Origin of the sequence: Paenibacillus pasadenensis DSM 19293 (genome assembly GCF_000422485.1) — a bacterium.
Lineage (GTDB): Bacteria > Bacillota > Bacilli > Paenibacillales > Paenibacillaceae > Paenibacillus_O > Paenibacillus_O pasadenensis.
This window is the reverse complement of the sequence record NZ_KE383848.1, coordinates 230,905-257,213: the sequence shown is the minus strand read 5'-3', so window position 1 is coordinate 257,213 and position 26,309 is coordinate 230,905. Positions and strand designations below refer to the sequence as shown.

Genomic DNA, 26,309 nt, shown 5'->3' with positions numbered 1-26,309 from the left:
GATGGGAGTTTCAATCCACGCTCCCCAGCGGGGAGCGACAGCGAATAACAGCGCTTCCAGCCTTGAAAGGGGGTGCCAGCTTCTACTGTTGCTCTGAATTTAGCATAAGTTTTGACTTGACAAAAATCAAGATAACATTTTTTCGATGGGATTCGACAACTTTCGAGGTGCGAATCTCCCGGAGATTTTATGGGAGCTTGGCATTCGCACTGCACCTGCTGCACCTGCCGCCTGGCTGGCTGCTGCCAGCCCGCGGCCGCCAACAATGCAAAAAAGCCGCGAGTCATCCCTATTTCTCGGATGACTCGCGGTATTGCTCGTCGGAACCGGCCAAGCCCGCCCGCACGAGGCAGAAGCGGAACTCGCTGCCCTGGCCGGGCTCGCTCCGCACCTCGATGCGCGAGCCGTGCGCGTCGAGGATATGCTTGACGATCGACAGCCCGATGCCGGTGCCGCCGCGGCCGCCGCGGGCTTCGTCGCTCTTGTAGAAGCGTTCCCAGATGCGGCGCGCCTGCTCCTCGCTCATGCCGATGCCTTCGTCCCGCACGGAGACGCAGGCGCGGTCTGGCCCGCATTCCAGCGTGACATGAACCGTCGAGCCATGCGGAGAGAACGCCATCGCATTTTGCAGCAGATTGACCATCACCTGCTCCAGCCGGTGCGGGTCGCCGACGACGAGCACCTCGCCCGGCTCCGCGGCTCGCGGCGCGCCAGCCGTCCCGGCCATGCCCGCTTCGGCCCCTTCCGGCTCCGCCCGCTCGCGCCGCTCCCCTCCTGGCAGCCCGGCAATTTCGTACCGTACGCTGTGATGGCTGAACGTAGACTCCATGCGCGAGAGCAGCAGCCGGATCATTTCCGCGAGATCGAATTCGGCCGGCACGACGTCGAACTGGCCGGCCTCGATCTTGGACATGTCGAGCAGGTCGCTGACGAGCTTCATGAGGCGCGCCGTCTGGTCCTGCGTGATGCGCAGGTAGCGGTCCGCCTTGTCGCGCGGAACGGTGCCGTCGAGGATCGCTTCGAGATAGCCGTGGATCGACGTGAGCGGCGAGCGCAGGTCATGGGAGACGTTGGCCAAAAAGTCCCGCCGCATCTGCTCCAGCGCGCCGAGATCGCCCGCCATCCGGTTGAGCGAGCCGGCCAGCTGTCCGAGCTCGTCGGCGGAGCGGTCGGCGATCTTCGTCTCGAAGCGGCCCTTGGCGAACTGCTCGGCGCCCAGGCTCATCCGCCGGATGCGGCGCGTCATGTACCGCGAGAACGCCCACGAGACGAGCACCGATACGGCGATCGCGATGCCGATGGCGAGCGCGTTCAGGTTCTGCACCCGCCGGAATTCCCGCTGGAAGCCCGTCGACAGCGAGACGACGTAGCGATCGAGCGACGGCACGTACTGGGAGCTGACGATGTACTTGCCCGAGTCGTTCTCGACCATCTCGGTGCGGGCCTCCGGACTCCGGCCGATGCCGGCCGAGGCGATCAGCTCGCGGATGTCGGACTCGGGCAGCGGCACCTGGCCGATCTGCATGTAGCGTCCGCCGCGGTCGATGATGAGGATGCTCTTCATCTGCGGCGGCACGACGAGCTGCAGCGCGGTCCGGATCGAGTCGTCGCTCCAGCCGTCCCGGGCCGCCGTCTCCAGCAGCGTGATCGTGCGGCGCAGCTCGGCTCCTTCGACCCCCTGCCTGCGGTCGAGCATGTCCCGGCCGACGAGCTGCGAGGAGAGCAGGTTGTAGACGAGGAACGTGACCGCCAGCGTCGACAGCGAGATGAGCAGCAGCTTCGCGAAAATGCCGCCGACGCCGAGCCGCCTCGCGACAGCGGCGGCCTTTTCGCCGAGCCGCCGGGCAGCGTCCTTGAGGCCGCCGGCGCTCATGACGCCCCGGCCTCGAAGCGGTAGCCGACGCCGCGCACCGTGCCGATCCGCCAGGCGGGATGCTCGCCGATCCGGTCGCGGATCCGCTTGATATGCACGTCGACCGTGTTGGAGTCGCCGAAATAATCCATCCCCCACACCGCCTGCAGCAGCTCCTCGCGCGAGAACACCTTGCCCGGCCGGGAGGCGAGGCAGTACAGCAGCTCGACCTCCTTCGGCGCGCAGCCGGCGTCCTTGCCGCGGACAAGCACCCGGTATTCGGTCGCGTCGACGACCAGATCCGGGAACTCCGCGCTGTCCTTGTACAGCGTCGGATGCGTCCGCTTCAGCACCGCGCGGATGCGCGCGATCAGCTCCTTCGGATCGAACGGCTTGACGAGGTAGTCGTCGGCGCCGAGGGAGAAACCCTTCAGCTTGTCGTAGCCTTCTCCTTTGCCGGTGAGAAAGATGATCGGGACCTTGCTGGCGCTCCGGATCTCCTCGCAGACGCTCCAGCCGTCCCGGCCCGGCATCATGACGTCGAGCACGACCAGATCGGGGATCTGGTCGTAGAACCGGGCGAGGCCCGCCGCGCCGTCATGCGCGACCGAGAAGCGGAAGCCATAGCGCTCGAGATAAAGCTCGAGCAGGTCGGTGATGAGCGGATCGTCCTCGATGAGCAGGATCGACGGGGATTTCATGCGGCATACCTCCAGATTAGAAGCGGTCAGTCATGGCGCAGCGCGTCGACCGGCTTGAGGGAAGCCGCCTTGTTGGCGGGGAACAAGCCGAACACAATGCCGACGAGCGCGGAGAAGACGAACGAATAAAGCACGATGTCGGACTCGATCTGCGTGGCGGTGCCGGTCCGCTCCATGATGGCGGCCGCGCCGAACGCCGCCGCGATGCCGAGCGCGCCGCCGAGGCTGCTGATTGAGGCCGCCTCGACGAGAAACTGGAACAGCACGTCCCGCTTGCGCGCGCCGAGCGCTTTGCGGATGCCGATCTCGCGCGTGCGCTCGGTCACCGACACGAGCATGATGTTCATGATGCCGATGCCGCCGACGAGCAGCGAGATGGCGGCCACGCCGGCCATCATCGTGGACATCGTTTTCGACACGGACGTGGCGGTCTCCTTCAGCTCCTCCGAGTTGGTGATGCGGTAGCTGTTCGTATTGCCCCGGAAAATAGCCGACAGCTTCGCCTCCAGCGCCGCCGTCACCGCGTCCATCGTCTCCTCCGAGGCCGCCTTGACCGCGACGGTCCGCACGCCCTCCGACTGGAACAGCCGCTGCGCCGTCGTGATCGGCACGAGGATCTTCTCGTCGTTCGAAGCGCCGAGCGACGTGCCCTTCGGCTCCAGCAGGCCGACGACCTTGTACTTCACGCCGCTGAGCAGGATCGTCTCGCCGACCGGGCTGACGCCGGGGCCGAACAGCTCCTCCGACGTGTCGATGCCGAGCAGCGCCACCTTGCTGTAAGCTTCCAGATCGAGCGGCGCGATGAATCGTCCCTCCTGCGGGTGGAAGTCCTGCACGTCCTCGTAATCGGGCGTCACGCCTTCGACGGTGACGGACGACTCCGTCTGCACGCTGCCGTAGCGCGCGGCCGCGCTTCCGCTGACCGTCGGCGACAGGCCGTCGATCCCGTCGATCCCGTCGCCGAGCGTCTCCGCCTGCGGAAGAGTCAGCGTCGTGCTGCTGCCGCGGCCGGTGACGTTCACCGACAGCATGTTCGTGCCGAGGCCCTGCAGCTGCGCGCTCACCTCGTTGGCCGAGCCTTGGCCCATCGCCACGAGCGAGATGACGGTCGCGACGCCGATCAGGATGCCGAGCATCGACAGCGCCGTGCGAAGCTTGTTAGCGAGAATGCTGCTCCAGGCCATGCGGATGCCTTGCGAAAGCTTCACGCGCGTCCCCTCCTTCCTCCGTCAGCAGACCGTCCTTCATGAACGCGATGCGTCCGGCCTTGGCCGCGACGTCCAGATCATGCGTGATGAGCACGATCGTATGGCCCTGCCGGTTCAGCTCCTGCACAAGTCCGAGCACCTCCGCGCCGGTCTTCGTGTCGAGCGCGCCCGTCGGCTCGTCGGCGAGCAGGATCGGCGGATGCCCGGCCAGCGCCCGCGCGATCGCCACCCGCTGCATCTGGCCGCCGGACAGCTGGTTCGGCCGATGGTCCATCCGGTCGGCGAGGCCGACCTTGGCCAGCGCCGCTTCGGCCGCTTCCCGCCTCTCCTTGCCGGACAAGCCCCGGTAGATGAGCGGCAGCTCCACGTTTTCGCGGGCCGTCATCCGGGGGAGCAGGTGGAAGCTCTGAAAAATAAAGCCGATGCCCCGGTTGCGCACCTCGGCCAGCCGGTTCTCGCTCAGCCCGCCGACCTCCTGGCCGTCCAGCTTATAGCTGCCGGAGGTCGGGGTATCGAGGCAGCCGATGACGTTCATCAGCGTCGACTTGCCGGAGCCGGACGGGCCGATGATCGCGAGGAAATCGCCCGCCATCACCTCCAGATCGACTCCCTTCAAAATCGGCACCTCCTCGCCGGCCATCCGGTAGCTTTTGCGCACGTCGCGGATGGAGATGAGCGGAGCCCTCTCCGAGCTTGGCGGCAGCGTCGCCGTCAGCGATACGTCGCCGTGCGCAGCGGCCGTTCTTCGCCCGCGCCCCATCAGTTGCGGCCTCCGCCCATGCCGCCGGCGAAGCCGCCTCCGCCGCCCATGCCGCCCGGCATGCCGCCGCCGAATCCGGCCGCTCCGCCGCCGAAGCCTCCTCCTGCGCCGAAGCCGCCCTGCTGCGTGGATTGCCCGGTCGAGCCGCCGACCGTGCCGGTCGGCAACGGCACGAGCACCGAGTCGCCCGCGGACAGGCCGGAGACGATCTGCGCATAGTCCTCGCTGATGAGGCCGACCTCGACCTCCTGCAGCTGGCCGCCGAGCGCCATTCGATTGGCGCGATTGCTGCCGGACTGGCCGGCCGCCGTTCCAGACTGGCCTGCCGCTCCGACTTGCCCTGCCGATCCAGCTTGCCCTGCCGCCCCAGGCTGGCCTGCCGCTCCGGCTTGTCCTGCCGCTCCGGTCCCCGTCTGTCCTTGGCCGCTTCCGGCCGGACGCTCGCCGCGCTGCCCCTGCCACTGGCCCTGGCCTTGGCCTTGGCCTTGGCCGGAAGCGCCGTCGGCTCCAGCAGCTCCGGCGCCGCCCGCGGCCGCATCCGTTCCGCTCGCCGGCACGCGCACATACGATTTGCCGGCCATCGTCACGACGGCGTCCACCGGGACGAGCACGGCGTTGTCCGCCGATTCCGTCACGATCTTGACCGAGCCGGACATGCCGGCCAGCACGCCGTCCAGACGGGTCATGCGGATCGTCACCGGGTACGAGGCGACGCCGTTGCTGGACGTCCCTGCGCGGGCGATTTCCGTGATCTCGCCCTCGAACGTCTCGTCCGGCAGCGCGTTCAGCACGATTTCCGCCGGCTGGCCAGCCTTCAGCTTCGGCACGTCCAGCTCATCCGCGCTCATCGTGAACGTCAGCTCGCTGTAGTCGGTCAGCGTCACCGCCTCGACGCTGCCGTTCACCTCCTGGCCGGCTTCGACCGCGACCGACGTCACCGTGCCCGCTGCAGGAGCGACGACCTTGCCGTCGGCATTTTGCTCCGCCTGCAAGTCGGCGATGTCCGCTGCGAGCTGCTCGAGCGACAGCTTGGCGCTGTCGATCTGCAGCATCAGCTCGTCCTGCTTGTCCTCGTCGCCCTCTTGCCAATACTGGATTTTCAGCTGCTGCAGCGACAGCTCCTGCTTGGACTGCTCCAGCTGCTTCTGGCGAATGCTCAGCGCATTGTCCTTCTTTTCAAAGGTCAGCAGCGTCTGGCCGGCCTTCACCTCGTCGCCTTCCTGGACGAGCACCTTCTCCACGGTGCCTTGGCGGCCCGTGCGCACGACGGTCGGATCGGCCGCCGCCACCGTGCCGCTGCCCGATACGCTCGTCTCGATGCTGCCCTGCGTCGCCTGCACGGTGCGGGCTGTCGCCGCTGCCGCGGCGGGTGCCTGATCCTGAGAGCGATAGGCATAATAGGCGTAGCCTCCGCCCGCCAGAATGAGCACTCCAAGCACAACCATCCATTTTCTCACTTCGCCACTCCTCCCCTTCCTCACACGGGGAAGCGTAGCATAGGCAAATGAACCGAAAATGAACGTAAAAAAAGAGCCCCGGCAACCGGCGCTCCACTCCCTTTATCTCTGTCGGCCTTCACGCGCCGCGCCTGCGAGAGGCGCTGCTCGGCGGCCGCTAAACGAAACGGTCAAGCCAGCGTCGCTTCCACGTCCTCGATCGCCACTTCCTGCTCGGCCTTGTAGCTGTCTTCCTCCGATGCGGCCGCCGCGGCGACCTGAACTTCTTCGGTCTCGGCCGGCTCGCGCAGCGACGGAAGAACGATCGGCTCGAGTAGCTCCTGAGCGGGCTCGACCGGCTCCGTGCGGCGGATGTCCGCGCCGAGCGCGGCCAGCTTGCCGGCGATGTCGACGTAGCCGCGGTCCACGTGATGCAAGCCGCCGACCTCCGTCTCGCCGTCGGCGACGAGTCCGGCGCAGATGAGCGCCGCTCCGGCGCGCAGGTCGGTCGCCGTCACCTTGGCGCCGTACAGCGGCACGCCGCCGGTGATGATGGCCGATCGGCCTTCCACCTTGATGTTGGCGTTCATTTTGCGGAATTCGTCCACATGCATGAAGCGGTTCTCGAACACCGTCTCCGTGACGACCGACGTGCCCTCGGATACGAGCAGCAGCGCCATCATCTGCGACTGCATGTCGGTCGGGAAGCCCGGATGCGGGAGCGTCTTGACGTCGACGCCGCGCAGCGGGCGGCCGGCGGTGACGCGGATGCCCGTATCTTCTTCGGTCAGCTGGACGCCCATCTCCTGCAGCTTGGCGATGACCGGCCCCAGATGGTCGCTGATCGCGCCTTCGACAAAGACGTCGCCGCCGGTGATCGCCGCGGCGATCAGGAACGTGCCGGCCTCCACGCGGTCCGGAATGACGTGATGGCGAGCGCCGACGAGCTTCTCGACGCCTTCGATGCGGATCATGCCCGTGCCGGCGCCGCGCACGCGCGCGCCCATCGCATTGAGGTAGTTCGCGAGATCGACGATCTCGGGCTCCTTGGCGGCATTTTCCAGCGTTGTCGTGCCCTCGGCGAGAGCCGCCGCCATCATGATGTTTTCCGTCGCGCCTACGCTGGCGACGTCGAGGTAGATCTTGGCGCCTTTCAGGCGGTCCGGCGCGGATGCTTCGACAAAGCCCTGACCGATCGTGATTTCCGCCCCCATCGCTTCAAAGCCCTTGAGATGCTGGTCGATCGGACGCGTGCCGATGGCGCAGCCGCCGGGCATCGAGATGCGGACCTTGCCGAGCCGGGCAAGCAGCGGACCCATGACGAGGAACGAAGCCCTCATCTTGCTGACCCATTCGTACGGAGCTTCGCAGGAGGTCAGCCGTTCGGCCGAGATCGTCATGCAGTCTTCTCCGATGACCGCTGTTGCGCCGAGCGTCTCCAGCACCTGGCGGATCGTCAGGACATCATCGAGGAGGGGAACGTCGCAAATGACGCTTTCTCCTTCCGTGGCGAGTAGGGAGGCGGCCAGAATCGGCAGCACCGCATTTTTAGCTCCGTGGACGCGCACCGTTCCTTCCAGCCTGCGGCCTCCTCTAACGACAATTTTGCTCATATACCGTTCCCTCCGGACGCTGCATTTTCTTCATGCGTTTCTTCTATTTGAATCAGGATTGAAGTTCGATTCGAGTGACGGGCGTTGCTGATTCCTCATTGGGATTCAGAGGGAATTCCGGTTAAAAGGACGAGTATAACCCAGAATACCACAGACCATATTAACACTCGTCTACAGAAATCGACAAGGTTTAATTTGCAGCGGGCCGTTCTTGGCTCCTTCCGGAGAAGAAGATCGAAATTTGTCTGCTGCAGCTTATAGCATTCGGGAGCCGCTTTTCTTTTCGGACCGTGTTTTGAGCTTAGTGTCTGCAATCGCTCCCCGGCTTATGCGAAGAGCGGAGCTGGCAAGCGCTCCGGCCTAGATCAGCTTGAGCATGTTCGTCCAGGACCAGTAATCGAGGATGAAGCGCGCGAACTGATGGCCGAGGATGACGGCGAGCACCGCGATCAGCACGCGCGCCCTTGGACCGCGCGGATGCTTGAACCAAGTGTCGAGCTTCAGCTCCTGCAGCAGATACCAGGCCAGCAGGATGCTGAGGATCGTGACGAGGATGGAGAACAGGCCGACGAGCCCGAGCGAGGTGAACGCCTCTCTGATTCCCTGATTGCTGTTCATTTAATAACCCCGATTCCATACCGATAAACGGTAAAATATGCATCTTGACAAATCGATCGACATTGCAATAACCCCTGCTGCCCTTCGCAGCAGGAATCTGTCGTTCCGCCAGGCGCTCCATCGGATCGGCTCCCTATAGTCATCGGCAGCAGGGCAGCCTTCCTGAAGCGCTTGGCCGGCTCCCCGCGCCTCCGCGCCCGGCGGGCTCAGCTCCGCTCGATCGACAGCGTGTAATAGCCTTCGGGCGGCGCATAGGGAAGCTCCGCGGCATCCCAGACGCGCACATAATAAGTGCCTGGAGAGACGCGGATCGAAGCGGAGGCCTCCGCGGCACCTTCCCCTGCCTCGTCGACCGCCGTCTCCGGCGATCCGGCGCGGCGGTAGGCGAAGGCCGGGTCCATCCGCATCGTGCCGGGCTCGAGCTGAAGGCGGAGCCTGCCCTCCTTTTGAACCTGGATCTTGTACCAGTCGGAGTCGCCCGTTTCGTGGAAGGTCGCCTTCACCGTCTGGCTGCGGTCCGGAAGCGCGGTCGCCTCCTCGGCGCTGCCGTTCGGCTCCCCGTCGTCCGGACGCATGGAAAATACGCTGCTCAGCAAATAAGGAGCCGCTTTTTCCATGCCGGCGCCTTGCAGCTGGATGCGCAGCCGGTTCGCTCCTTTCTTGACGCGCCAGACGAGCACGTTGTTGCTGGCGGCAAGTTTTTTTTCAACCGTGCCCCCGTCCTGCTCCAGCAGAACGTCGAGCGGCGCCGGAGCGGCGTCCGGAGAGAGAAGCTGCTGCAGCCGCAGCTTGACGCTGCCGTCATGCGGACAGTCGAGGACGTACCAGTCGCGATCCCCGCCCCCCGCCAGCTCCGCGGACAGCTGCTTGCCGAGCGGCAGCGCCGCCGCCAGCGCGCGGGTATCGTTCGGCTCATGCGGATCGGCCTTGTACTTGCCGCCAAGCGACTGGTCCATCCGCAGCAGTCCGTAGCCGGTCGCACGATCGAAGCCGGCCGGCAGCGTATCCTTCGTCGTCTGGCGCAGGAACGAGCGGATCTCGTAAGGCTTGAGCGCCGGGTATTTGCTCCACAGCAGGGCGGCCGCCGCGGCCGCCTGCGGAGCGGCCATGGACGTGCCTTCCTCGTAGCGGTACCCGCCGCCCAGCTGCGCCGTAAAGACGCGCCACGCCCCGGCGACGTCGATCTCGCTGCCGCGGCTCGAGCGCCTTTCCGGAGCTCCGTCCGCAGCGACGCCTCCGACAGCGAGCACGGTCGGGTAGGCGGCCGGATATTTGACCGTCGTCTTGCCGCCGAACCGCTGCATGTCGTTGCCGGCCGCCGCGACGAGCAGCACGCCCGTCCGCTCCGCGCGATTGACGATATCGGCCATATAGGGCGAAGAATGATACAGCCCGACGGACAGCACGACGATGCGAGCTCCTTTGTCCAGCGCCTTGCGGATGCCCTCGCCGAGCCCGCGCTCCTCCGCGTAGCCGTTCTCGTCGAGCGCCTTCACCGGCAGCAGCTTCGCTTGCGGCAGCAGCGCCGCTACGACGCCAGCCACGCTCGTGCCGTGGCCGTTGTCGTCTTGCGGCGGCTTGCCCGGCTGCAGCAGGTTGACGCCCGGCAGCAGGCGCCCTTTCAAGGCCGGATGCTGCAGATCGACGCCCGTATCGACGATCGCGACCGTCAGACCGCTCGACTGCTTCCTGGCGGACTGGACCTCAAGCGCTCCGATCTGACGAAGATAGGCCTGCTGCTCCTTTTGCGCGGCCGCTGCCGGACTTGCTCCCGCCGGTCCCGTCGCCGCCGCTTCCGCCGGGGATGCGCTCCGCGCGCTTAGCACCCGAACCGGTTCGTTCGGGTGCGCGGGCCCCGCGCCGAGCACGGACGTCAGGAAGACGGCGGACGCCACGGCGGCCAGCCGCTTGCGGCGAAGCGTCGCCGCGAGGATATGCCATCTATTCATGAGCCTCAAATCCTTTGCTCTGTATCTATCCTATGACGAAGCCGCGCTTCTATCCCTTCCGCCGGAAACCGGGAATTCCACTCTCTACTCATTCGCTTTCGCACAGCCGATTTCCTCTTCTCCGGTCGCTTTCCGCTCGCCCGCAGACAGCGGCAAGGCCCGGACGAAACGAAACAAGCCCCTGCGCGCGGGGGCGCAGGGGCTTCATCGTTCGGCTGCCGGGAAACGGATCAGCCGAGGAATTTCTCCAGCATCCAGCGATGCTTGTCGAGCTGCTCGACCATGCCCGTCAGAATGTCGGCCGTCGCGGCATCGTCTTCTTTTTCCGCCGCTTCCGCCGCCTCCTTCATCTCCGAGGCGATCGTCGCGAAGTCGTCGATGACGGCGCGCACCATCGCGTCCGCATCTTCTTTTTCCGTCGCTTCCTTGATCGCGGACTGCGACAGCATGCCCTTCATCGTCGAGACCGGCTTGCCGCCGATCGCGATCAGGCGCTCCGCCGCTTCGTCGAACATGAGCGTCACGGCGTTGTACAGCTCCTCGAATTTGACATGCAGCGTATAGAAGTTCGGTCCGGTCACGTTCCAGTGGAACGAGTGAAGCTTCATATAAAGGACGCCGAGCGTGGCGACTTGCTTGTTCAGCGCCTCCTGCGTCTTGACGTTTGCTTTTGCGGCGCGGCTTGCGGATGAAGTAGCCATTGTCGTTTTCCCCTTTCTCGCTTTGGCAATCAGGCTTGCTTGCGGAGAAGCATCTACGGTTTCTTTACCCTTGTCCGCGAACAAACAAACAGCGCGGCCCATCTCTTTCAGGTTGCGCTTGCGCGCGCTCCCTTATGCGGCCCGAGCCCTTTTTCTGTCATCGCGCCATTCGCACAATTCTCCCCCGCCCGCCCTTCATAAGGTAAGGGGAGGTGACCCGCATGCCATCCGTCAAGAAGTATGTCAAACGATATAAATCCCGCGCTCTCTGGGGCAAGCTGCGGGTCAGCCGCATGCTGAAAAAGGATCCGGCGACGGCTGGACTTGTTCCGGCCGCGAAGCCTTTCTCGCTCGAGCGGCTGACTCAAATGGCCTCCCGCTACGAAATGCTCTATATCAAGCCGAATATCGGCTCGCTCGGCATGGGCGTCCATCGCCTGCGCCGCACCGCGTCCGGAGACTACGAGCTCGCCTCCGTCCTGTCGCGCAAGCAGACCACGCGCAGCTTTCGCACGATCGACGCCGTCTATCGGCATCTGAAGCGGCGGAAGTCGGGCAAGAAGCTGCTCATCCAGCGCGGCATACCGCTCGATCAAGTCGAAGGCAGGCCCTATGATCTGCGCGCGATGGTGCAGCGACGGCCGAAAGGCCCCTGGACCTGCACCGCCTTCACGGCCAAGATCGCCTCTCCTTCGAAGATCGTGACGAATGTCCATCAAGGCGCGAAGCTCGTCATGCTGTCCAGCCTGTGGGAGATGCAAGGACTGCCGGCCTCCGCCGCCAGGGCCAACACCGACCTGATCGAGCGCAAGGCGCTCGCGGTCAGCCGCTCGCTGTCTCGCCGCTACAAGGGCATGCATGAAATGGGCATCGACTTCGCCATCGACCGCAGCAAGAAGCTGTGGGTGCTCGAGGTCAATACGAACCATCCCCAGTTCAGACCGGTGAAAAAGCTCGACCGGGCCGCCTACAATCGAATGGCGAGCTTCGCCCGCAGCTATGGCCGCTACGACGACTAGCCGTTTCGGCTGCGACCGGCGGCATTCTTGACCGTGCTTGCTCGCGGCCGGCCCCGTTTTCCTGCTTCCTCTTCTATTGCCCCAGCCCTAGCTTCTGCGTCCGAACCAGCCCTTCAGCAGCCCTTTGCCGGCTGCTGCTTTTGTTTCGGCGAGCATGTCGCCGGAAGGCGCCAGCTCCTCTCCCGCGAGCAAGGCCCGGGCATTCCCTTCGAAATAAAGCCGCGCCGGCCTCCCGAGCCTGGTCTCCAGCAGCGAGTACGCATCGGCGAGCTTGAACCCGCGCCGGCGGGCATGATGGGCATCGGACGAGACGAGGTGGATCAGTCCGTTCCGCACGAGCGACCACGCGCCTTTTTCGAACGTCTTGCCGTAAAGGCCCAGAAGGGAATGCGTCGTCACCTGCGTCCATGCTCCGAGCGCGATCAGCTCCTCCAGCTTGCGCGGCTCGCGCAGCGCCTCGAGGTTCCGCTCGGGATGGGCGATGACCGGACGGATGCCGAGCAGCGTCAGCTCGTAGACGAGCTCGAGCATCTCGGCAGGCATCTCCTCGGCCGGCATCTCCAGCAGCAGATAAGGCGTGCCTGCCAGCGTCAGCAGCTCGCCTGCCTCCAAGTGGTCGAGCAGCTCGCCGTGGACGCGAATCTCCTGTCCGGGATGCAGGCGCAAAGGCAGCCCATGCGCCTCTAAAACCGCCTGGGACTCTTGCAGGAGCTCCTTCACGCGGGAGGCTGGATTCCAGTAGACGCCGTTGGCATGATGAGGGGTCGCGATCACGTCGGTAATGCCTTCCTCCACTGCGGCCTCCGCCAGCTCCAGCAAATGCTCCCGGTGACGCGCACCGTCATCGATGCCGGGCAGGATGTGCGTATGGATGTCGATCATCGGTTCATGCCCCTCTTTCCCATGAATTGGCTCCCTATTCATTCAACCCTAGACGATCGTCATCCTGCCTAGGCTTCATTTTTCGAAATTCGATTTCTATTCACAGGATATTCACAGGGTTATCCTCAATAAAAGGAGGGATGCGAACAACTTATCCACATATCCACTCGTTATTCACATTCCACTCCCATTCCATCCCCATGACCATTCGTTTATCCCCAGATTCCGTTCGATCGACGGCATGAAAAAAAAGCCCGGTCTCCTTGAACGGAGACTGGGCTTTAAATCGATCCGGAGCATCAGCCGCGCAGGCTGATCCGGTTCATCGCACGCTGCAAAGCCATTTCGGCGCGGCGGAAATCCACCTCGTCCTTGCGGCCGCGGAGACGATCCTCGGCGCGCTTTTTGGCCAGCTGGGCACGGTCGAGGTCGATCTCATCCGGAAGCTCGGCGCTTTCGGCGAGAATGACGACCTTTTCATGACGGATTTCGGCGAAGCCGCCGCTGACGGCGATCTTCTCCTCTTTGCCGCCGATCTTCGCCACGACGGCGGCGATCTTCAGCGGGGTTACCGTCGGGACGTGATGAGGCAGGATGCCCATCTCGCCCTCGACGCCGCGAAGAATGACCATATTGACGTCCTTGGCATAGACCGTCCGCTCAGGCGTTACAATTTCAAGCAGTAAGGTGCTCATACGATCCCTCCATCCGCCGAGGATTAAACCTCTTGAGCGAGTTTCTTCGCCTTGGCAACGGCGTCTTCGATCGTTCCGACGTTGTGGAAGGCCGGCTCAGGAAGATCGTCATGCTTGCCTTCAAGAATTTCCTTGAAGCCGCGAACCGTATCCTGAATCCGTACCGAGAGGCCCGGAATGCCGTTGAACGCCGCGGCAACGTGAAGCGGCTGCGACAGGAACAATTGGACGCGACGGGCGCGAAGGACGACGAGCTTGTCTTCCTCGGAGAGCTCGTCCATGCCGAGGATGGCGATGATGTCGAGCAGCTCTTTGTAGCGCTGAAGAAGCTTCTTCACGCTTTGAGCCACTTGATAGTGCTCTTCGCCGACGATTTCCGGCGTCAGGACGCGCGAGGACGAAGCCAGCGGGTCGACGGCCGGGAAGATGCCCATGGCGGCGATGTTGCGCTCCAGGTTGGTCGTCGAGTCCAAGTGGGCGAACGCCGTCGCAGGAGCCGGGTCGGTGTAGTCATCGGCAGGCACGTAGATCGCCTGGATCGACGTGACGGAGCCGTTTTTGGTCGAAGTGATGCGCTCTTGAAGCTGGCCCATCTCCGTCGCCAGCGTCGGCTGGTAGCCTACCGCGGACGGCATGCGGCCGAGCAGGGCGGATACTTCGGAGCCCGCTTGCGTGAAGCGGAAGATGTTGTCGACGAACAGAAGCACGTCGCGGTTCTCTTGATCGCGGAAGTACTCCGCCATCGTCAGGCCTGTCAGGGCTACGCGCAGACGCGCGCCTGGAGGCTCATTCATCTGGCCGAATACCATCGCCGTCTTTTCAATGACGCCGGAGTCGCTCATCTCGTGGTACAGGTCATTGCCTTCACGAGTACGCTCGCCGACGCCGGCGAAGACGGAGATGCCGCCGTGCTCGGATGCGATGTTGTGGATAAGCTCCTGCATCGTAACGGTCTTGCCGACGCCCGCGCCGCCGAACAGGCCGACTTTGCCGCCTTTGGCGTACGGAGCCATCAGGTCGATGACCTTGATGCCGGTTTCCAGAATTTCCTGCTGGGTGGAGAGCTCTTCGAATGCCGGTGCCTGACGGTGGATCGGCAGCGCTACGCTACGGTCCACATCGCCGTTGCCGTCGATCGGATCGCCGACGACGCTGAAGACGCGGCCGAGCGTGGCCGGTCCAACCGGAACCGTGATCGGAGCTCCGGTATCGATGGCAGCCGTTCCGCGCACGAGGCCGTCCGTGGAGGACATGGCGACACAGCGGACCGTGTTGTTCCCGAGGTGGGTGGCCACTTCGAGAGTCAGCTTCACGTCCTGCTCGGAAGCGCTCTGAGCTTTTTGTTCAATCTTAATGGCGTTCAAGATTTCAGGCAGATGGCCGTTGTCGAACTCAACGTCGACGACCGGCCCCAGTACCTGGACAACGCGACCGTTGCTCATGGGGGTCCCTCCTGTAGTAAAGATAGTTGCATGTCTATGCGGCGAGCAGGCCGCAGCCTGCTCCAAATCGGCTGTTTCTTATTGCTGGGCGCTGGCGCCGCCGACAATCTCGGCGATCTCTTGGGTGATCGCGGCCTGACGGGCGCGGTTGTAGGAGAGCGTAAGCTCGCCGATGAGCTTCGTCGCGTTTTTCGTCGCGTTGCCCATTGCCGTCATCCGGGCGCCGAACTCGCTCGCCTTGCCTTCGAGGATCGCGCTGTACACGACCGTCTCGGCATATTTCGGCAGCAGGACGCTGAGCACGGACTCCGCGTCCGGCTCGTATTCGTACTGCGCCGCAGCGCCGGTGAACTCGTCGGAGCTCAGCGGAAGCAGCTTCTTCATCGTCGGAACCTGGGAGATGGCATTGAGGAAACGGTTGTAGACGATATAGACCTCGTCGTAGCGTCCATCCTCGAAGCCCTGCACCGCTTTGTAAGCGACCGGCTTGATGTCCCCATATTTCGGAGAGTCCGAGATGCCCGTCACTTCCTCGGCGATGTTGATGCCCCGGCGATTCAGATAGGCGCTGCCTTTGCGGCCGACGACGAGAACTTCGTACTCGTCCTTGGACCGGTGCTTGTCGGCGATCGTGCCCATCAGCTTGCGCAGTACGTTGATGTTGTAGCCGCCCGCGAGACCGCGGTCCGACGTGATGATCAGGTAAGCGGTGCGCTTCACTTCGCGAGTCTGCAGCATAGGATGCCGGATGCTGCCTGCGCCAGCGGCGATGCTGGAGACGACTTCACGGATCTTGTCGGTGTATGGACGAGCCGATAATGCCGCCTCCTGCGCGCGGCGAAGCTTCGCCGCAGCGACCATTTCCATCGCTTTGGTGATCTGCTTCATATTCTGCTTGCTCTTGAGCGAGCGCTTGATCTCCCGCATGCCTTTTGCCATTGGTAGTCACCACCTTACTTATCGGTCCATGTCCGAGCCCGGACATGGACCGGCATCATCGTTCCTAGCTATTAGACCGAGCGGGAGAAGCCTTTCTTGAACTCCTGGATGGACGCTGCAAGAGCCTTCTCGTTGTCGGGGTTGAGGTCTTTCGTATCGCGGATGGACGCCAGGATTTCCGGCTTGTTGGCATCCATGAAGCTGAGCAGCTCGCCTTCGAAGCGGCGGACGTCCTGAACCGGAATGTCGTCCACGAGGCCGCGCGTGACCGTGTACAGCGACACGACCTGGCGCTCCAGAGGCATAGGCTGGTTGATGCCTTGCTTCAGGATTTCCAGTGTGCGTTCGCCGCGGTCCAGACGGGATTTCGTGACTTTGTCCAGATCGGAGCCGAATTGGGCGAATGCCGCCAGCTCGCGGTACTGGGCGAGGTCAAGCTTGAGCGTGCCGGCAACCTTTTTCATCGCCTTGGTCTGGGCGGAGGAGCCTACGCGGGATACCGAGTTGCCGACGTTGACCGCCGGACGCTGGCCGGAGTAGAACAGGTCCGACTCCAGGAAGATCTGGCCGTCCGTGATGGAGATGACGTTTGTCGGGATATAGGCGGAGATGTCGCCCGCTTGGGTCTCGATGAACGGCAGCGCCGTCAGGGAACCGCCGCCGAGCTCGTCGTTCAGCTTGGCCGCGCGCTCCAGCAGGCGGGAGTGCAGGTAGAAGACGTCGCCCGGGTAAGCCTCGCGGCCCGGCGGACGGCGGAGCAGCAGGGACAGCTCGCGGTAAGCGGCGGCTTGCTTGGACAGGTCATCGTAGATGACGAGGACATGCTTGCCGTTGTACATGAAGTACTCGCCCATGGAGCAGCCCGTGTACGGAGCGATGTAGAGCATCGGGGACGGCTCGGATGCGCTCGCCGTAACGACGATCGTGTAGTCCAGCGCGCCTTGGCGGCGGAGGGACTCGACGACCGTACGGACGGTCGATTGCTTTTGGCCGATAGCCACGTAGATGCAGATGACGCCGTTTCCTTTTTGGTTGACGATCGTATCGATCGCGATTTGCGTTTTGCCCGTTTGGCGGTCGCCGATGATGAGCTCGCGCTGGCCGCGTCCGATCGGGATCATCGCGTCGATCGCCTTGATGCCGGTCTGCATCGGCTCAAAGACGGACTTACGAGCCATGACGCCAGGAGCCGGCGATTCGACCGGACGAGTCGCCGTCGTAGCGATCGGTCCGTTGCCGTCGAGCGGCTGGCCCAGCGCGTTGACGACGCGGCCCAGAAGCGCTTCGCCTACCGGCACTTCCATGATGCGGCCGGTACGCTTTACCGTGTCGCCTTCGCGGATGTCCGTGTAAGGTCCGAGGATGACGACGCCGACGTTGCTTTCCTCGAGGTTGAGTGCCATGCCCACGACGCCGTTCGCGAACTCGAGAAGTTCGCCCGCCATCGCGTTTTCCAGGCCGTGGACGCGCGCAATGCCGTCGCCGACTTGAATGACCGTGCCGACTTCCTCTACTTGGATGTCGGATTTATATTGTTCGATCTGCTGCTTGATCAGCGTGCTGATTTCATCAGGTCTGATGCTCAACTTCTTCACCCCTGTCTACAGTGCTTGGGAATTCATTTGCTTGCTCAGCCGCTCCAGCTTGCCGGAGAGAGAGCCATCGTAAATCTTGTCGCCGATGCGCACCTTCACGCCGCCGATCAGGGATGGATCTACGATCTGCTCGCCGATGATCCGGCTGCCCGACAGGGAGCTGAACTGCTGAACGACTTTGGAAAGCTCAACCGCCGACAGCGGGAGGGCCGTATAGATCGTCGCGCGCGATTCGCCGGATGCCTTGTCCGCGATCCGGCTGTAGGCCGCATACACCTCGCCGATGGCCGCGTAGCGGCCGCGCTCGATGAGCAGCGTGACGATATTCAGAACAATAGAGGACACGCGGTCCCCGATCGCTTTTTTGACGAGCTCCGTTTTCTCGGAGGCTTCGATGCCCGGAGTGCCGAGGAAGCGCAGCACGTCCGCGTCGCCGTTCAGCGCCTCGGAGACAAGCTGCAGCTGCTGGCGCACCTCGGAAACGATTCCTTGAGTGCCCGCGACTTCGTACAGCGCCTGCGCATATCTTTTCGCGATGACGTTGTCGCGGCTCATTTGCTGCTGACTTCTTTCAGATAGCGCTCAACGATCTGCTCTTGCGATTTCTCGTCGATCTGCTTCTCCACGATCTTGGAAGCGATCGCGACGGAGAGGCTGCCTACTTCGCTGCGCAGGGAAGCGATGGCCTTGTTCTTCTCGCTCTCGATGTCGCGCACGGCCTCTTCCTTGAGGCGGGCCGCTTCGGCACGGGCGGTGTCGACGATGCCGTCGGCCTGCTTCGTGCTGGTGATGCGGGCTTTCTCGATGATCTCGTTCGCTTCCTGGCGGGCTTGCGCCAGCGCTTGCTTCTGCGCTTCCATTTCGGCGGAAGCTTCCTTGCGGCTGTTCTCCGCAGCGTTCATCTGCTCAAGCACCATCTGGCGGCGCTGCTCCATGATGGAGAACAAAGGTTTGAAAGCGTACCGGTTCAGAAGCCAGTAAAGAATGAGAAACGCCACGATCGCGTATACAAAAGACGTCCATTTCCAATCCATAACGGCACTCCTTTCACGTGCATTTCACACTCAATTAAAACGAAGGCGTGGAGGGCAATTGGCCTTCCCCGCCATACGAATAGGTTTCTTGATATTAGCTGAAGAACGCGAGGAAGCCGATAACGACGCCGATGATCGGCACGACCTCGACGATACCTACGCCGATGAACATCGTCGTTTGCAGCTTGCTTGCTGCTTCCGGCTGGCGGGAGATGCCTTCTACCGTTTTGCTGACGATCAGACCGTTACCTACGCCTGCGCCTACTGCGCCCAGACCAACTGCGATAGCTGCTGCCAATACTTCCATTGTTTAAAATCCTCCTCTGAATTGGGTAGTGAGTGGAATATGTCTAACACCGAACGAGCGGGCGAATTGCCTCGCGTCCAGCACGAACTGCTGCGGATCTAGTGCGCGCCGTCATCGTCATGGATGGCAGCTTGCGAGATGTACACCATGGTGAGGATCGTGAACAGGAAAGCCTGGATGGCGCCTACGAATATACTGAAGCCCTGCCATGCGATCATGAACGGCGTACCGATAACGCCAAGCATGAGGATGGTGGAGATCAGCACCTCGCCCGCGAAGATGTTGGCGAACAGACGAAGAGCCAGCGTGACCGGCTTCGCGATCGTCTCGATGATGTTCAGCGGGAAGAAAATCGGGTAAGGCTTGAAGTAATGCTGGAAATAATGTTTGGTGTTTTGCTTCATGCCGAGGAAATGGACCAGCAGGAACACGATCAGCGCAAGCCCGGAAGTGACGGACAAGTCTGCTGTCGGAGATTTCCACCAAGCGAGTTCGGCATGTCCATGCGCGATGTCGTCGGCCGTGATGCCGAGCATCGGCTCATGGACGTACGTCACGATGCCGAATGGAAGACCGAGCAGGTTCGAGATGAAAATGAACAGGATAAGCGTCAAGCCAAGGCCGAGGAAGGGCCGAACCCGATTGAGCGGCATCGTGCTTGCGATCGTCGAATGGACAAAATCCACGGCCCATTCCATGAAGTTCTGTGTTTTGGACGGATTGGCAACCGACAGCTTGCGCGTGAGCAGCCTAGCCAACACAAACGTCAGGATGGCCGAGATCGTAATCGCAATGATGGCCGATAAATCGAAGTCGATTCCATTCCAAGTGTAAATCGGAAATTTGTGCATACCTTAATGTTTCACCCCTTTCCACTGCGTGGTCGGCCAAGCTTGAAGAAAGCGCATACCAGTATGACAAAAGGCACCGCAAAACATGAAGCCAGTGTAGCGGGGAGACTGATGTCTTCGGGATAGCGGTAGGCGATCATGACGGCGAGCAGCACCATCGCGAGCCTGCCGGCCATGCCCGTTCCGGCACGGCGGGGTTTGTCCCCTTGAGCCATGACACCGATCCAATCCACGCGCCTGCGCAGGAGAAAGGCGTTGAACGATCCTGCTGCGATGCCAAGCATGCATCCGGCCGCCGCCGCGCGCCAATCGGGAACGATGCCCCAGATCAGCAGACTGATGGCGAAGAGCAGCACGACGACGGACCTGGTCATCTTGAGCACTTCATTCATTGCTGTCCTCCAAAACCTTTCTTACAATGAAGACGACCGAAACGATGCCTGCCGCAAGCCCCGTCAAAACCCCCGCGATGATCCATCCCGGAGTTCCTCCGAACCTTGCTCCAAGCCAGTAGCCGATCAGCGTGCAGATCGCCACGTCGATTCCGAGAGCGCCGACAAGCGCAAGCGCCTTCAGCGGGTCCTCTCCCTTGCCCTTTTTGGTCATGAGTGTCCCCCATCAACCTTCATCATTTTATCCAAGCCGCCGAAGGTTTGTCAATTTTGATAATAGCAAACTTTCCGTGAACTTGGGATAAAAAACGTTGATTTGACGGGATTTGGCGAACTTCCAAACCATACAGTAGAACTGTATGCTAGGCTGTTGTTGGACTTGACCGCCGCCTCGCAAAAACTATGAACGTTGTGTGAACGCATCGGGCCGCTCGCCCCTGCCAAAATGATGCAGGATCGCGCGCACGATCCGCTCCGACGCCGCCCCGTCTCCGTACGGATTGGCGGCCTGGCTCATGCGCTCGTACGTTCCCCTGTCGGTCAGCAGCGCTCTCGTCCGATCGTAGACGCGGCTCTCGTCCGTGCCGACCAGCTCCAGCGTGCCGGCCTCGATCCCTTCGGGACGCTCCGTCGTATCGCGCAGCACGAGCGTCGGCACGCCGAAGCTCGGCGCCTCCTCCTGCATGCCGCCGGAATCCGTGAGGATCATGTACGCGTGAGGATAGAAATTATGGAATTCAAATACGTCAAGCGGCTCGATCAGGCGGATGCGCTCATGATCGCCGAGAATTTCCTGCGCGGGCTCGCGCACGGCCGGATTCGGATGCACGGCGTAGACGATCGCGATGTCGTCGAACTCGTCGGCGATGCGCTTCACCGCCCGGAAGATGCTGCGATGCGGCTCTCCAAGCGACTCGCGGCGATGCGCGGTCATGAGGATCAGACGCTTGCCGGCCGCCCATTCCAGCATCGGATGGGTAAAGGCAGGGTCGACCGTATACTGGAAGACGTCCGTCGCCGTGTTGCCCGTGACGTAGATCGACGCCTCGGACTTGTTCTCCTTGCGGAGATTGCCTGCGGACCACTCCGTCGGCGCGAAATGCACGTCCGACAGCACGCCGGCCAGCTGACGGTTCATCTCCTCCGGATACGGAGACATCTTGTTCCAGGTGCGAAGCCCCGCTTCGACATGGCCGACCTGGATCTGCTGCAGGAACGACGCATAGCTGGCCAGGAACGTCGTCTGCGTATCGCCGTGGACCAGCACGATATCCGGCTGCGACTCGCGCAGCACCGGCTCGAGCCCTTCGAGCACGCGGACTGTCGTCTCCGTCAGCGTCTGGCGGTCCTTCATCACGTTGAGGTCGTAGTCGGGCTCGATGCGGAACAGCTCCAGCACCTGGTCAAGCATCTGGCGATGCTGCGCGGTGACGCATACGATCGACTCGATCTGCTCGGGATGCTTCTGAAGCTCCAGCACGAGCGGCGCCATCTTGACGGCCTCGGGACGCGTCCCGAATATGGTCATCACTTTCAGCTTGTCCAACTTATACCTCTCCCATCAGAAAATTATTTCGTGCCGAACATCCGGTCTCCGGCATCTCCGAGCCCCGGGATGATGTAGCCCAGCTCATTGAGCCTCTCGTCGACGGCGGCGGCGTAGATGTCCACGTCGGGATGAGCCTCCTGGACGGCGCGCACGCCTTCCGGCGAGGCGATCAGCACCATCAGCTTGATCTGCGTGCAGCCGCGCTTCTTGAGCGAGCCGATCGCCGCGTTGGCCGAGCCCCCCGTAGCGAGCATCGGGTCGACGACGATGAGCAGCCGTTCCGTGGCGTCGGTCGGAAGGTTCATATAATATTCGGTCGGCTGGAGCGTCTCATGGTCGCGCGACAATCCGATATGCCCCACCTTGGCGGCAGGAATCAGCTTGAGGATGCCGTCGACCATGCCGAGGCCTGCGCGCAGGATCGGCACGATGCCGAGCATGCGGCCGGACAGCACCTTGGACTGGGCCGTCGCGACCGGCGTCTCGACCGTGATCGTATCGAGCGGCATGTCCCTCGTAATCTCGTACGCCATCAATGTGGCGACCTCGTCGACAAGCTCTCGGAAGTCTTTTGTCTTGGTGTCCTTGTCGCGGATGAACGTCAGCTTGTGCTGAATGAGTGGATGGTCACAGACGACCAGATTGCTCATGGGGGTTGCCCTCCTGGTATTCGCTTGAATTTGCTTGTCCCCGGCGTCCCGGGGCATAATCCCAACTATTATAGCATTCCCAGCAGGGCGGCGCATCAAGCATCGTCACGAACCGGCAAAAAGGAGCGGGGCCGTCCGCATGCCGAAGCAGCCCCTCCTCCCTCCCGCTGGATCGGGAAGGAAAAGGGGCTTGCGGCGGAGCGGATCCGCTTTAGTATTGGATGCTCGGATAGAGCGGGAAGCGCGCGGTCAGATCGCGCACGAGGCCGCGCGCTTTGTCCAGCGCCGCCTCGTCCTGCGGGCTGCGCAGCGTCAGGTCGATGACCTCGGCGATCGTGCGCATGGCGTCGGCGTCCATGCCGCGCGTCGTCGCCGCCGGCGTGCCGATGCGGATGCCGCTCGTGACGAACGGGCTCGTCGGATCGAACGGAATGGCGTTTTTGTTGACGGTGATGCCGACGGAGTCGAGCACATGCTCGGCTTCCTTGCCGGTGATGTTCAAGCCGCGCGTATCAAGCAGCATGAGATGGTTGTCCGTGCCGCCGGACACGATGTTGTGGCCGCGGGCGATCAGCTCCTCGGACAGCACCTTGGCGTTGGAGATGACGTTCTGCGCGTACGTCTTGAACTCCGGCTGCAGCGCCTCGCCGAGAGCGACGGCCTTGGCCGCGATGATGTGCATGAGCGGTCCGCCCTGGGAGCCCGGGAAGACGGCCTTGTCGATCGCCGCCGCCCATGCCTTGGTCGTCAGGATGAGGCCGCCGCGCGGTCCGCGCAGCGTCTTGTGCGTCGTCGTCGTGACGAAGTGCGCGTGCGGCACCGGGCTCGGATGCAGGCCCGCCGCCACGAGGCCGGCGATGTGGGCCATGTCGACGAAGAACAGCGCGCCGACGTCCTTGGCGATCTGGCCGATCTTCTCGAAGTCGATGATGCGCGGGTAGGCGCTGGCGCCGGCGACGATCATGCGCGGACGATGCTTGAAGGCGGCCTTGCGCAGGTCGTCGTAGTTGATCGTGAAGCTGTCTTCCTGGACGCCGTAGGCGACGAAGTTGTAGTAGAGGCCGGAGGCGTTGACCGGGCTGCCGTGGGTCAGATGGCCGCCGTGGGCGAGGTTCATGCCGAGCACGGTGTCGCCAGGCTTGAGGGCGGCAAGGTAGACGGCCATGTTGGCCTGCGCGCCGGAGTGCGGCTGCACGTTGGCATGCTCCGCGCCGAACAGCTCCTTCGCGCGATCGCGCGCGATGTCCTCGACGATGTCGACATGCTCGCAGCCGCCGTAGTAGCGCTTGCCCGGGTAGCCTTCGGCGTACTTGTTGGTGAGCACGGTGCCCATCGCCTCGAGCACCGCCTCGCTGACGATGTTCTCGGATGCGATCAGCTCGATGTTGTCGCGCTGGCGCTTCAGCTCCAGTCCCATTGCCTTGAGCACTTCAGGGTCTTGCTTGCGGAGTTGGTCCATGATCGATAAGTCCTCCCTATGGTAAATGATGATTGCTTCCCTCTAGTCGCAGCTGCCCGTCTCCGTCCCGGCGTCCGGCGGCAGCTCGTAGACCGCGCGCGGGCCGCCGATGAGCCTCGGCCGCGCGTACGCCATCGTCACGCGAGCCTCGCCGATCGTCCGTACGGAAGGACGGACCGGCACGGCGACGCGCTTCAGATGCATCCCGATCAGCGTCTCGCCGATGTCGATGCCCGCCTGCGCCTGCACCGATTCGACCAGGCAGGCATCCGCCAGCCGGCGGAACGCGTGGGCGGCCATCGAGCCGCCCGCGCCGGGCACCGGCACGGCGTTCACCGGCTCCAGGCCGAACCGCTCGGCGGCGGACCGTTCCACCACGAGCGCCCGATTGAGATGCTCGCAGCACTGGAACGCCGGCACGAAGCCGAGATCGGCTCGAGCTCTCTCCATGCCCGCGAAAATGGCCCGGGCCGCCTCGCCGCTGCCGGAGGTGCCGATGCGGCGGCCGAGCACCTCGCTCGTGCTGACGCCGAAAACGAGCAGCTGTCCCGGCAGCAGCCGGCCGCCGGCCGCCAGCTCGCGGATCAGCGTCTCGACGCCGGAGGCGATCGCCTCCGGCGATGCTGCATTCCTGTCCATGATGCTATCCCTCCTGACCGTGGATGCCGTTCGTGTCCTATTATACCGAAACGGGCTCCCTTTAGACGAGAGGTCTGAAAAAAACGAAAAGAGAGCTCTGCGCGCGAAAAAATCGCGCACACGCTCTCTGCCCAGGCGACCGGCCGTATGTTCCGATGCTCCATCGTGGTTGGACCCACTTCGTCGCCAGTCACATCGGAAACCGCTGTTGCTTGCCCTCATCATAGCCTATCGGAAAGCGGACTGTCAATGCTCGCGAGCGGCCGCGAAGCGGCCTTTCGGAGCTCCGGACGGAGCCGGCGACGCGAGCAGATGGGCAGCGGATCGGATGGGCTCGTTCCAAGCCCGCTCGCGGGACAGCCGGGAGAGGGCCGCCCAGGCTCAGTCCAGCCGCTCCTCGCTCAGCCGGCGCAGGACGGCGCGCACGGCCTGCCGGATTTCCGCCGCGCAGGCCTCGTACTCCTCCAGCGGGCCGCCGAACGGATCGGCGATGTCGCCGCCGCGGACCGTCCGCTCCAGCTCCGCGATGCGCCGCTCCAGCTCCGGCTCCGGCGGCCTGCCGAGCGAGCGCTCCAGCTCGCGCTCCCCGTACAGCCGGTCCAGCTCCGCCAAACGATCGCCGGCGGCGTACTCCAGCAGCGTATGCAGCTTGTCCGCCGCTTGCGGGAAGGCTTGCAGCAGCGTCCGGCGATGCGAGCCGGTCATCGCGAGGATGAGGTCTGCCCAGCGGACCAGCTCTCCGCTCACCGGGGAAGACGAGCCTTCGTGCTGGATGCCGGCACGGCGCAGCGCCTCCCGCGCATGGCGCGACACCGACATGCCCGCGGAGGCCGCCACGCCGGCTGAGCGCACCTCGAGCTCGATGCCTGTGCCTGCGGCTTCGGCGCGAAGCAGCGCTTCGGCCATCGGCGAGCGGCAGGTATTGCCTGTGCACACGAACAAGATGCGAACCGGTTTCATCGGATTCACCCCTCCTTTTGCCCCGGCCCCCCCCTAGAGCAGGAAGAGAATGCCGAAGGTCATTAAGATGGCGCCGCCCGCAGCCTCTCCATAGCTGCCGAGGCTGCGGCCGATGCGCCGACCGGCCAGCAGCCCGAGCACGGACATCAGTCCGCCGGCGAGGCCGAACAGCAATATCGTCAGCAGCGCGTCGGCGGCGAACATGCTGAGCGAGATGCCGACGGAGAACGAATCCACGCTCACGCTGAGCGCGAACAGCAGCAGGCCGCCCGTCGTGCGGTGGTCGGCGAAGGAGGGACCGAGCTCCTCCCCGCCGCGCAGCGATACGAACAGCATATGCCCTCCCAGCAGAAGGAGCAGCAGCCCGGCGACCAGCGTCGCGACATGGCCGAGCAGCAGGCTCATGTATTGTCCCGCCGCGATGCCGACGAGCGGCATGAGGACGTGGAACAGTCCGATGACCGCGCTCAGCTTGAGGATGTCCAGCAGGCGGATGCCCCGCATGCCGATGCCGACTCCGAGCGAGAACGCGTCCATTCCGAGCGCGAGCGCCATGATCAGGAGCGTGAGCAGCTGTCCTTCGTGCAGAGTAGCTTCCAACATGGTCTCGATCTCCCCTTGTCCGATGGCTTGTTCTATCCAGCCTATGCGGACAAGGGAACGGAATATGATTGGCTTGGCCTGCGTTCGCGTAGAGGCGGTGGCGCAGGGGCGGGTTACCGAGAAGTTACGCCGCTATGTAGACGAGTGGCGGAGGACTTACGCAAACGCCGCTATGTAGACGAGTGGCGGGGGACTTACGCAAACGCCGCTCCGCGGACCGATCCTCTTTCCGATTCCGCTGAAGCCCAGGTTCCTTTGATCTTCCTTTCCAATATGGAAGGAACCCGGCCTTCAAGGGAACCGCTGGCGCTTCTCCAAGAGGATTCCGTCCCCTCCGCTCCTGCTCGCCTTCCGCTGGCTGCGCGACGTCAGTCGATGTGCTCGACTCTGCCCCCCGCAGCCCTTCTCCGCCTCCGGCTGGCTGCGGGACGTCAGTCGATATGCTCGACCCTGCC

At 63.4% G+C, this 26,309-nt stretch carries 27 protein-coding genes and 1 riboswitch; of the genes, 1 reads left to right on the top strand and 26 read right to left on the bottom strand.

Going from position 1 to position 26,309, the window contains the following annotated elements; genetic code table 11:
• Positions 1–289 precede the first annotated feature (289 nt).
• The 9 genes from H582_RS30155 to H582_RS0113745 form a co-directional block, all read right to left on the bottom strand.
• A complete protein-coding gene (locus H582_RS30155; protein WP_028598980.1) occupies positions 290–1,873 on the bottom strand; it encodes a sensor histidine kinase in 1,584 nt (527 codons plus the stop codon).
• Entirely contained in the window at positions 1,870–2,553 is a 684-nt protein-coding gene (locus tag H582_RS0113780) for a response regulator transcription factor (RefSeq protein WP_028598979.1), read from the bottom strand. Before H582_RS0113780 ends, H582_RS30155 begins: the two co-directional genes overlap by 4 nt.
• A 26-nt stretch (positions 2,554–2,579) precedes the next feature.
• Positions 2,580–3,761, bottom strand: coding sequence for an ABC transporter permease (locus tag H582_RS0113775; RefSeq protein WP_028598978.1), 1,182 nt, complete (start codon positions 3,759–3,761; stop codon positions 2,580–2,582).
• The gene (locus H582_RS27605; protein WP_052333271.1) at positions 3,712–4,401 is read right to left on the bottom strand and encodes an ABC transporter ATP-binding protein; all 690 of its coding nucleotides are present in this window, start codon (positions 4,399–4,401) and stop codon (positions 3,712–3,714) included. The genes H582_RS0113775 and H582_RS27605 overlap by 50 nt, the downstream gene beginning before the upstream one ends.
• A gap of 119 nt (positions 4,402–4,520) precedes the next feature.
• Entirely contained in the window at positions 4,521–5,978 is a 1,458-nt protein-coding gene (locus H582_RS33130) for an efflux RND transporter periplasmic adaptor subunit (protein WP_127464416.1), read from the bottom strand.
• Positions 5,979–6,148: 170 nt separating this feature from the next.
• Entirely contained in the window at positions 6,149–7,570 is a 1,422-nt protein-coding gene (gene murA / locus H582_RS0113760; protein ID WP_028598976.1) for a UDP-N-acetylglucosamine 1-carboxyvinyltransferase, read from the bottom strand.
• A gap of 360 nt (positions 7,571–7,930) precedes the next feature.
• A complete protein-coding gene (locus H582_RS0113755) occupies positions 7,931–8,188 on the bottom strand; it encodes a DUF1146 domain-containing protein (protein ID WP_028598975.1) in 258 nt (85 codons plus the stop codon).
• A gap of 206 nt (positions 8,189–8,394) precedes the next feature.
• On the bottom strand, positions 8,395–10,137 hold the full coding sequence (locus H582_RS27600; RefSeq protein ID WP_052333247.1) for a S8 family peptidase: 1,743 nt from the start codon (positions 10,135–10,137) through the stop codon (positions 8,395–8,397).
• A gap of 230 nt (positions 10,138–10,367) precedes the next feature.
• Positions 10,368–10,838, bottom strand: coding sequence for a Dps family protein (locus H582_RS0113745; protein WP_028598974.1), 471 nt, complete (start codon positions 10,836–10,838; stop codon positions 10,368–10,370).
• A gap of 221 nt (positions 10,839–11,059) precedes the next feature.
• On the opposite strand from H582_RS0113745, the gene H582_RS0113740 reads away from it, so the two are divergent.
• Positions 11,060–11,857, top strand: a complete 798-nt coding sequence (locus H582_RS0113740) for a YheC/YheD family protein (protein ID WP_043111315.1) — start codon at positions 11,060–11,062, stop codon at positions 11,855–11,857.
• An 87-nt stretch (positions 11,858–11,944) separates the two neighbouring features.
• On the opposite strand, the gene H582_RS0113735 is transcribed toward H582_RS0113740, so the two are convergent.
• The 17 genes from H582_RS0113735 to H582_RS0113655 all read right to left on the bottom strand — a co-directional run bounded on the left by H582_RS0113735 (position 11,945) and on the right by H582_RS0113655 (position 25,854).
• Complete coding sequence (locus H582_RS0113735; RefSeq protein ID WP_028598972.1) at positions 11,945–12,739, bottom strand: tyrosine-protein phosphatase; 795 nt, start codon at positions 12,737–12,739, stop codon at positions 11,945–11,947.
• A gap of 299 nt (positions 12,740–13,038) precedes the next feature.
• Complete coding sequence (locus tag H582_RS0113730) at positions 13,039–13,434, bottom strand: F0F1 ATP synthase subunit epsilon (RefSeq protein ID WP_028598971.1); 396 nt, start codon at positions 13,432–13,434, stop codon at positions 13,039–13,041.
• A gap of 23 nt (positions 13,435–13,457) precedes the next feature.
• Positions 13,458–14,876 (bottom strand): F0F1 ATP synthase subunit beta, encoded by a 1,419-nt coding sequence (gene atpD, locus H582_RS0113725; RefSeq protein ID WP_028598970.1) that lies wholly within the window; start codon positions 14,874–14,876, stop codon positions 13,458–13,460.
• Between the two features lie 78 nt (positions 14,877–14,954).
• Positions 14,955–15,815: an ATP synthase F1 subunit gamma gene (gene atpG / locus H582_RS0113720; protein WP_028598969.1), complete on the bottom strand. Its 861-nt coding sequence runs from the start codon at positions 15,813–15,815 to the stop codon at positions 14,955–14,957.
• 71 nt (positions 15,816–15,886) lie between these two features.
• Positions 15,887–17,401 (bottom strand): F0F1 ATP synthase subunit alpha, encoded by a 1,515-nt coding sequence (atpA, locus tag H582_RS0113715; protein ID WP_028598968.1) that lies wholly within the window; start codon positions 17,399–17,401, stop codon positions 15,887–15,889.
• 15 nt (positions 17,402–17,416) lie between these two features.
• Positions 17,417–17,965: a F0F1 ATP synthase subunit delta gene (locus H582_RS0113710; RefSeq protein ID WP_028598967.1), complete on the bottom strand. Its 549-nt coding sequence runs from the start codon at positions 17,963–17,965 to the stop codon at positions 17,417–17,419.
• Positions 17,962–18,444 carry a F0F1 ATP synthase subunit B gene (gene atpF, locus H582_RS0113705; protein ID WP_028598966.1) on the bottom strand — a complete coding sequence of 161 codons (483 nt, stop codon included), beginning with the start codon at positions 18,442–18,444 and terminating at the stop codon, positions 17,962–17,964. The genes H582_RS0113710 and atpF overlap by 4 nt, the downstream gene beginning before the upstream one ends.
• A 94-nt stretch (positions 18,445–18,538) precedes the next feature.
• On the bottom strand, positions 18,539–18,751 hold the full coding sequence (atpE, locus tag H582_RS0113700) for a F0F1 ATP synthase subunit C (RefSeq protein ID WP_021880553.1): 213 nt from the start codon (positions 18,749–18,751) through the stop codon (positions 18,539–18,541).
• A gap of 98 nt (positions 18,752–18,849) precedes the next feature.
• On the bottom strand, positions 18,850–19,602 hold the full coding sequence (gene atpB / locus H582_RS0113695; RefSeq protein ID WP_028598965.1) for a F0F1 ATP synthase subunit A: 753 nt from the start codon (positions 19,600–19,602) through the stop codon (positions 18,850–18,852).
• An 11-nt stretch (positions 19,603–19,613) separates the two neighbouring features.
• Positions 19,614–19,994, bottom strand: a complete 381-nt coding sequence (locus tag H582_RS0113690; RefSeq protein ID WP_028598964.1) for an ATP synthase subunit I — start codon at positions 19,992–19,994, stop codon at positions 19,614–19,616.
• Positions 19,987–20,208 carry an AtpZ/AtpI family protein gene (locus tag H582_RS0113685; RefSeq protein ID WP_028598963.1) on the bottom strand — a complete coding sequence of 74 codons (222 nt, stop codon included), beginning with the start codon at positions 20,206–20,208 and terminating at the stop codon, positions 19,987–19,989. The genes H582_RS0113690 and H582_RS0113685 overlap by 8 nt, the downstream gene beginning before the upstream one ends.
• 186 nt (positions 20,209–20,394) lie before the next feature.
• Positions 20,395–21,540, bottom strand: coding sequence for a non-hydrolyzing UDP-N-acetylglucosamine 2-epimerase (gene wecB, locus H582_RS0113680; protein ID WP_028598962.1), 1,146 nt, complete (start codon positions 21,538–21,540; stop codon positions 20,395–20,397).
• A 23-nt stretch (positions 21,541–21,563) separates the two neighbouring features.
• The gene (upp, locus tag H582_RS0113675; RefSeq protein ID WP_028598961.1) at positions 21,564–22,193 is read right to left on the bottom strand and encodes a uracil phosphoribosyltransferase; all 630 of its coding nucleotides are present in this window, start codon (positions 22,191–22,193) and stop codon (positions 21,564–21,566) included.
• Between the two features lie 211 nt (positions 22,194–22,404).
• The gene (locus tag H582_RS0113670; protein ID WP_028598960.1) at positions 22,405–23,652 is read right to left on the bottom strand and encodes a serine hydroxymethyltransferase; all 1,248 of its coding nucleotides are present in this window, start codon (positions 23,650–23,652) and stop codon (positions 22,405–22,407) included.
• 42 nt (positions 23,653–23,694) lie between these two features.
• Entirely contained in the window at positions 23,695–24,291 is a 597-nt protein-coding gene (locus tag H582_RS0113665) for a TIGR01440 family protein (RefSeq protein WP_028598959.1), read from the bottom strand.
• Positions 24,292–24,413: 122 nt separating this feature from the next.
• Positions 24,414–24,495, bottom strand: a riboswitch (ZMP/ZTP riboswitch).
• Between the two features lie 177 nt (positions 24,496–24,672).
• Complete coding sequence (locus H582_RS0113660; protein ID WP_028598958.1) at positions 24,673–25,251, bottom strand: low molecular weight protein arginine phosphatase; 579 nt, start codon at positions 25,249–25,251, stop codon at positions 24,673–24,675.
• A 33-nt stretch (positions 25,252–25,284) separates the two neighbouring features.
• Positions 25,285–25,854, bottom strand: a complete 570-nt coding sequence (locus tag H582_RS0113655; protein WP_028598957.1) for a manganese efflux pump MntP — start codon at positions 25,852–25,854, stop codon at positions 25,285–25,287.
• Between the last annotated feature and the right edge of the window lie 455 nt (positions 25,855–26,309).

Excerpts from the sequence above, each read along its gene's own strand:
- atpF (WP_028598966.1), bottom strand. The coding sequence starts at position 18,444 with ATGGATTGGAAATGGACGTCTTTTGTATACGCGATCGTGGCGTTTCTC.
- H582_RS0113685 (WP_028598963.1), bottom strand. The coding sequence starts at position 20,208 with ATGACCAAAAAGGGCAAGGGAGAGGACCCGCTGAAGGCGCTTGCGCTT.
- atpE (WP_021880553.1), bottom strand. The coding sequence starts at position 18,751 with ATGGAAGTATTGGCAGCAGCTATCGCAGTTGGTCTGGGCGCAGTAGGC.
- H582_RS27605 (WP_052333271.1), bottom strand. The coding sequence starts at position 4,401 with ATGGCCGGCGAGGAGGTGCCGATTTTGAAGGGAGTCGATCTGGAGGTG.
- H582_RS0113740 (WP_043111315.1), top strand. The coding sequence starts at position 11,060 with ATGCCATCCGTCAAGAAGTATGTCAAACGATATAAATCCCGCGCTCTC.
- atpG (WP_028598969.1), bottom strand. The coding sequence starts at position 15,815 with ATGGCAAAAGGCATGCGGGAGATCAAGCGCTCGCTCAAGAGCAAGCAG.
- murA (WP_028598976.1), bottom strand. The coding sequence starts at position 7,570 with ATGAGCAAAATTGTCGTTAGAGGAGGCCGCAGGCTGGAAGGAACGGTG.
- H582_RS0113755 (WP_028598975.1), bottom strand. The coding sequence starts at position 8,188 with ATGAACAGCAATCAGGGAATCAGAGAGGCGTTCACCTCGCTCGGGCTC.
- upp (WP_028598961.1), bottom strand. The coding sequence starts at position 22,193 with ATGAGCAATCTGGTCGTCTGTGACCATCCACTCATTCAGCACAAGCTG.
- H582_RS0113665 (WP_028598959.1), bottom strand. The coding sequence starts at position 24,291 with ATGGACAGGAATGCAGCATCGCCGGAGGCGATCGCCTCCGGCGTCGAG.
- H582_RS27600 (WP_052333247.1), bottom strand. The coding sequence starts at position 10,137 with ATGAATAGATGGCATATCCTCGCGGCGACGCTTCGCCGCAAGCGGCTG.
- H582_RS0113710 (WP_028598967.1), bottom strand. The coding sequence starts at position 17,965 with ATGAGCCGCGACAACGTCATCGCGAAAAGATATGCGCAGGCGCTGTAC.
- H582_RS0113780 (WP_028598979.1), bottom strand. The coding sequence starts at position 2,553 with ATGAAATCCCCGTCGATCCTGCTCATCGAGGACGATCCGCTCATCACC.
- H582_RS0113735 (WP_028598972.1), bottom strand. The coding sequence starts at position 12,739 with ATGATCGACATCCATACGCACATCCTGCCCGGCATCGATGACGGTGCG.
- atpD (WP_028598970.1), bottom strand. The coding sequence starts at position 14,876 with ATGAGCAACGGTCGCGTTGTCCAGGTACTGGGGCCGGTCGTCGACGTT.
- H582_RS0113660 (WP_028598958.1), bottom strand. The coding sequence starts at position 25,251 with ATGAAACCGGTTCGCATCTTGTTCGTGTGCACAGGCAATACCTGCCGC.
- atpB (WP_028598965.1), bottom strand. The coding sequence starts at position 19,602 with ATGCACAAATTTCCGATTTACACTTGGAATGGAATCGACTTCGATTTA.
- H582_RS0113730 (WP_028598971.1), bottom strand. The coding sequence starts at position 13,434 with ATGAGCACCTTACTGCTTGAAATTGTAACGCCTGAGCGGACGGTCTAT.
- H582_RS0113745 (WP_028598974.1), bottom strand. The coding sequence starts at position 10,838 with ATGGCTACTTCATCCGCAAGCCGCGCCGCAAAAGCAAACGTCAAGACG.
- H582_RS0113690 (WP_028598964.1), bottom strand. The coding sequence starts at position 19,994 with ATGAATGAAGTGCTCAAGATGACCAGGTCCGTCGTCGTGCTGCTCTTC.
- H582_RS0113655 (WP_028598957.1), bottom strand. The coding sequence starts at position 25,854 with ATGTTGGAAGCTACTCTGCACGAAGGACAGCTGCTCACGCTCCTGATC.
- H582_RS0113670 (WP_028598960.1), bottom strand. The coding sequence starts at position 23,652 with ATGGACCAACTCCGCAAGCAAGACCCTGAAGTGCTCAAGGCAATGGGA.
- H582_RS30155 (WP_028598980.1), bottom strand. The coding sequence starts at position 1,873 with ATGAGCGCCGGCGGCCTCAAGGACGCTGCCCGGCGGCTCGGCGAAAAG.